Annotated in this window: 3 protein-coding genes; 1 reads left to right on the plus strand and 2 read right to left on the minus strand. The window is 49.8% G+C overall.

The genetic code is table 11. The features are described from left to right. Positions 1 to 412, minus strand: a 412-nt coding sequence (locus ACP5D4_RS21075) for an RNA-guided endonuclease InsQ/TnpB family protein (RefSeq protein ID WP_428013568.1), incomplete at its 3' end; no start/stop codon positions are given. Positions 413 to 660: 248 nt separating this feature from the next. Between ACP5D4_RS21075 and aspS the strand changes: the two genes are divergently transcribed. Continuing rightward, positions 661 to 2460, plus strand: coding sequence for an aspartate--tRNA ligase (gene aspS, locus ACP5D4_RS21080; RefSeq protein ID WP_428013569.1), 1800 nt, complete (start codon positions 661 to 663; stop codon positions 2458 to 2460). 266 nt (positions 2461 to 2726) lie between these two features. On the opposite strand, the gene ACP5D4_RS21085 is transcribed toward aspS, so the two are convergent. Next, positions 2727 to 4478, minus strand: a complete 1752-nt coding sequence (locus ACP5D4_RS21085; protein ID WP_428013570.1) for a sensor histidine kinase — start codon at positions 4476 to 4478, stop codon at positions 2727 to 2729. Positions 4479 to 4518: the final 40 nt, after the last annotated feature.

Genomic DNA, 4518 nt, shown 5'->3' on the forward strand with positions numbered 1-4518 from the left:
AACGAATCGGCAATGCTTCAGAGCATTTAGCAAGGAAAAGCTCTCCGTCCTTCCACCGAAAGGCGGACTTAGTAAATTCAGCACTGCCGCCGTTTCGCTTCTTTTTGAAGTTCGGGTACTTAGCCCGACCCGCCCAAAAATTGGCAAACGCTTTTTGGAGGTGTCTCAAACCTTGCTGCAAGGGGACGCAGCTAACTTCGTTCAAGAAGCTAAGCTCATCCTCTTTTTTCCACTCAGTCAGCAACGCCGACGTTTCTTTATACCCAATCCGTTCTTGCCTTTCATACCAGCCTTCAGTCCTTGCGGCCAAAGCACGGTTGTAGACAAGGCGGGTACAGCCCAGCGTCCGCCGCAACAGGTCTTCCTGTTCGGCAGTTGGGTAGAAACGATATCGGAATGCTTTTTGCGTCATGCTCACATTGTAGCATCTATTGTGTAAAGCCGCCCTGAAAGGGCGGGGTTTCAGACCCAGGAGTTTTGATGAGCGGTGTACGTTGGCGGTGCGTGACGATCGATCGGTCTGGCGATCGACACCCGATTTTTCAAGTCACGCACCCTACCACTCTCCTCAAAATCCCCGCTTCACTCAGATGCCTCCATGCTGCATAATGGTAAAGTTTTCCAGTTTTGTCCTAGCGCGTTAACTCCACTGTTTCCACTATGCGAACCCACTATTGCGGCACTGTCCGAAAAGAACACATCGGCAAAACAGTAACATTCTGCGGTTGGGTCGATCGTCGCCGCGATCACGGGGGCGTAATTTTTGTGGATTTGCGCGATCGCAGTGGCGTCGTTCAAATCGTCGGCGACCCCGAGCGTACCCCTGAAGCATACAAACAAGCGGACGCCCTTCGCAACGAGTACGTCGTCCGCGTCACGGGAACGGTTTACGAACGTCCGGAAGAATCCCTCAACCCCAAACTCCCCACGGGAGAGGTGGAAGTTTACGCTGAGACGATCGAACTTCTCAACAGCGTTCGCAAACAGCTTCCGTTCCAAGTGAGTACCGCCGAAGCGGAAAACGTGCGGGAAGAGTTGCGGTTGAAATACCGCTATCTCGACTTGCGGCGCGATCGCATGGCCAACAATATCAAACTTCGTCACGAAACCATTAAAGCCATGCGCCGTTTTTTGGAAGATGAAGAAGGATTTCTGGAAGTCGAAACGCCAATTTTGACGAAATCGACGCCAGAAGGGGCGCGGGATTATTTGGTACCGAGTCGCGTCAATCCGGGGGACTGGTTTGCACTTCCCCAGTCGCCGCAATTGTTCAAACAGTTGTTGATGGTGTCGGGGTGCGATCGCTACTATCAAATCGCCCGTTGTTTCCGCGACGAAGACCTTCGCGCCGACCGACAACCGGAATTTACGCAGTTGGACATGGAAATGAGTTTCATGTCCTACGATGAAGTCATCGACCTGAACGAAAAACTCGTCGCCCATATTTATAAGGCGGTGAAAGGGATCGATCTTCCCCGTCCGTTTCCCCGGATGACCTATCAAGAAGCGTTCGATCGCTACGGAACTGACCGCCCCGATACCCGTTACGGTTTGGAACTGGTGGACTTATCGGATTTGATGAAAGATTCCGGTTTCAAAGTCTTTTCCGGTGCGGTCAAATCCGGCGGAATCGTCAAAGCCTTACCGATTCCCAACGCCAGCAAACTCATTTCCAACGTCCGCATCAAAACCGGCGGCGACTTGTTTAAAGAAGCCGCAGAAGCCGGGGCGAAAGGGTTGGCGTACATCCGCGTTAAAGAAGGCGGTGAAATCGATACCATCGGCGCCATTAAAGACAACCTCAGCGACGAACAACGCCAAGAGTTATTAACGCGAACCCACGCCGAAGCGGGACATTTACTGCTGTTTGGGGCGGGAGATGCAGAAACCGTCAACAAAACCCTCGATCGCTTGCGTCAAGTCATCGCCCGCGAGTTAAACATGGTAGACGACAGTAAAATTAACCTGCTGTGGATTACCGATTTCCCCATGTTCGAGTGGAACGCTGATGAGAAGCGTCTCGAAGCTTTACACCACCCCTTCACCGCACCCAATCCCGAGGATTTGAACGACATCAAAACGGCGCGGGCGTTAGCTTACGATTTGGTGTTGAACGGAAACGAAATCGGCGGCGGAAGCCTGCGGATTTACCAGCGGGAAATTCAAGAAAAGGTGTTTGAAGCCATTGGTTTGTCTCAGGAAGAAGCCAACGAGAAGTTTGGGTTCTTGATGGAAGCCTTTGAATACGGAACGCCGCCCCACGCGGGAATTGCGTATGGGTTAGATCGTCTGGTGATGTTGTTAGCTGGAGAAGAGTCGATTCGCGATGTCATCGCCTTCCCGAAAACGCAACAAGCCCGCTGTTTGTTAACCGACGCGCCCTCGCCTGTGGATAAGAAGCAGTTGAAGGAACTCTACGTTTCTTCGACGTTTAAACCGAAGGAGAAGAAGGAGTCGTAATCGGCTGTTTTGGGGTGGAGGAGTTCCACCCCAAAAGTGGGTCTTCTGAGATTATCGTTAATCGCTTCAATTGTCAGGGTTCTCAAACCCGAAAAAAGCAATACGGTAAGGATTACCGATACCGATTGGTTGAGTCTAAAAATCGTCGAGTCAATCCCTGAAGTCCAGCAATTGGTTGATTTTCTCCAAAACTTACTCGATTTAAAATACTCGATTTAAAAGATGACTGAGGAATTTGTCGAAATCTCGATCGCTTCGACTTTACATCAGCGATGGCTCGTCCGTTGGGTAAAAATTGGTAACTCAATGACAAACCGCGTCCCTCGATCGATCTCCGAATCGCACCTTAACTGTCCCCCATGCTTTTCAGTAACAATTTGATAGCTAATCGACATCCCTAAACCCGTCCCTTTCCCAATCGGTTTCGTCGTAAAAAACGGATCGAAAATTTTCGGTTTGACCGTTTCGGGGATTCCCGAACCGTTATCCTCAATGCAAATCCTCACGTGCGTTTCGTTGGCTTGCGTCTCGATGCGAATTTGACAGGGTTCCCCTGACTTCTCCTTCGCGGTTCGGAACTCTTCTAACGCATCGACGGCGTTCGTCAAAATATTCATAAACACCTGGTTAATCGAACCCGCATAACATTCAACTGGAGGTAAATCGCCGTAATTCTTCACCACCTCGATCGCCGATCGATCGCCTTTTCCCTTCAAACGATTTCCGAGAATCATCAACGAACTGTCAATTCCCTCATGTAAATCCACAGGTTTGACATCCGATTCGTCGAGGCGACTGAAATTCCGCAAACTCAAGACAATTTCCCGAATCCGCTGCGACCCGACTTTCATCGATTTCAGCAGCTTGAGAAGGTCTTCTGAAATAAACTCAAATTCTATCTCTTCAATTTTCGCTTCAATTTCTGGGTCGCTGGCGTTACATTTTTCCTCGTACAACGCCACCAAGTCTAAAATATCCTGAATATACTCTTCAGCGTGAACCAGATTCCCGTAAATAAAGTTGACCGGGTTGTTAATTTCGTGCGCAACACCCGCCACCAATTGACCCAAACCGGACATTTTTTCCGTTTGAACCAGTTGCGATTGAGTTTCTTTTAAGGTTTTCAACGCCCTCGATAACTCGAAGGTTCGTTGTTTTACCCGATTCTCGAGGTCGTGGGTAAGTTGTTGTAACGCTTCTTCAGCAGCGGTTCGATCGAGAATTTCTCGTTGTAACTGTTGGTTTTGCTTATCGAGTTCGTCCTCCGCCAATTCTCGACTGTCTTCGCTGAGAACGTACCACCACGCGGCTATCCCTAAAATCACCAGTAACGGGGCGTAAAGTTCCACAAACGCCGCGAATAAAACCTCGGACAGTTCGACGGACTGGTGGGGAAACTGTTCGCGAACACTGGTGATGCTGAAAAAGTACACCAACAGAAATATCGCGACGGTCACTCCTACCACTAACGCAAAACTTCCGAGAAACCGAATTAACTTAGCATCGAGATGAGGGGAAATTTTTTCGCGAAACGCCGCTTGTAATTTCTCGAACAAGGGATTTTTAATGAAATCCAGTTCCGGTTTGCAGCGATCGTGACATCGCGAATCGAGGCTACAACACAGCGAACAAATGGAACCGCCGTATACTGGACAATAGGCCATATCCGCCGGTTCGTAAGACTGTTCGCAAATACAACAAGTCATCAAGTCGCGACCGTCTAAGGTCTGTACGGTTTGGGGTTGAAAGTCGTGTATTTGGATCTGCGTTGGGCTGGTGTCCCTCTGGCTGTTGAAGTGAAAGTTGGGATTAAAGTTGAGATGAAAGTTGGGATTGGCGTAGGGGTTTTCGCGGGCGATGTAATATTTTCCTCCAGTGGCGATCGCCAGAATAGGAGACAACACAAACGCGATTCCCAACGCCATAAACGGGGCGTAAGCTTGGGCGTAGTCCCCGAAAGTCCCCACAAACGCGGCGATCGATATCAGCGACGCCACCAGCGTCGCGGTACGGGTCACTTAAGGTGGCAAGTCTCGAAAGCTTCTTAGAGAAAGCATT

The sequence above is a fragment of the Baaleninema sp. genome (assembly GCF_049974805.1).
Taxonomy (GTDB): domain Bacteria; phylum Cyanobacteriota; class Cyanobacteriia; order Cyanobacteriales; family Geitlerinemataceae; genus Baaleninema.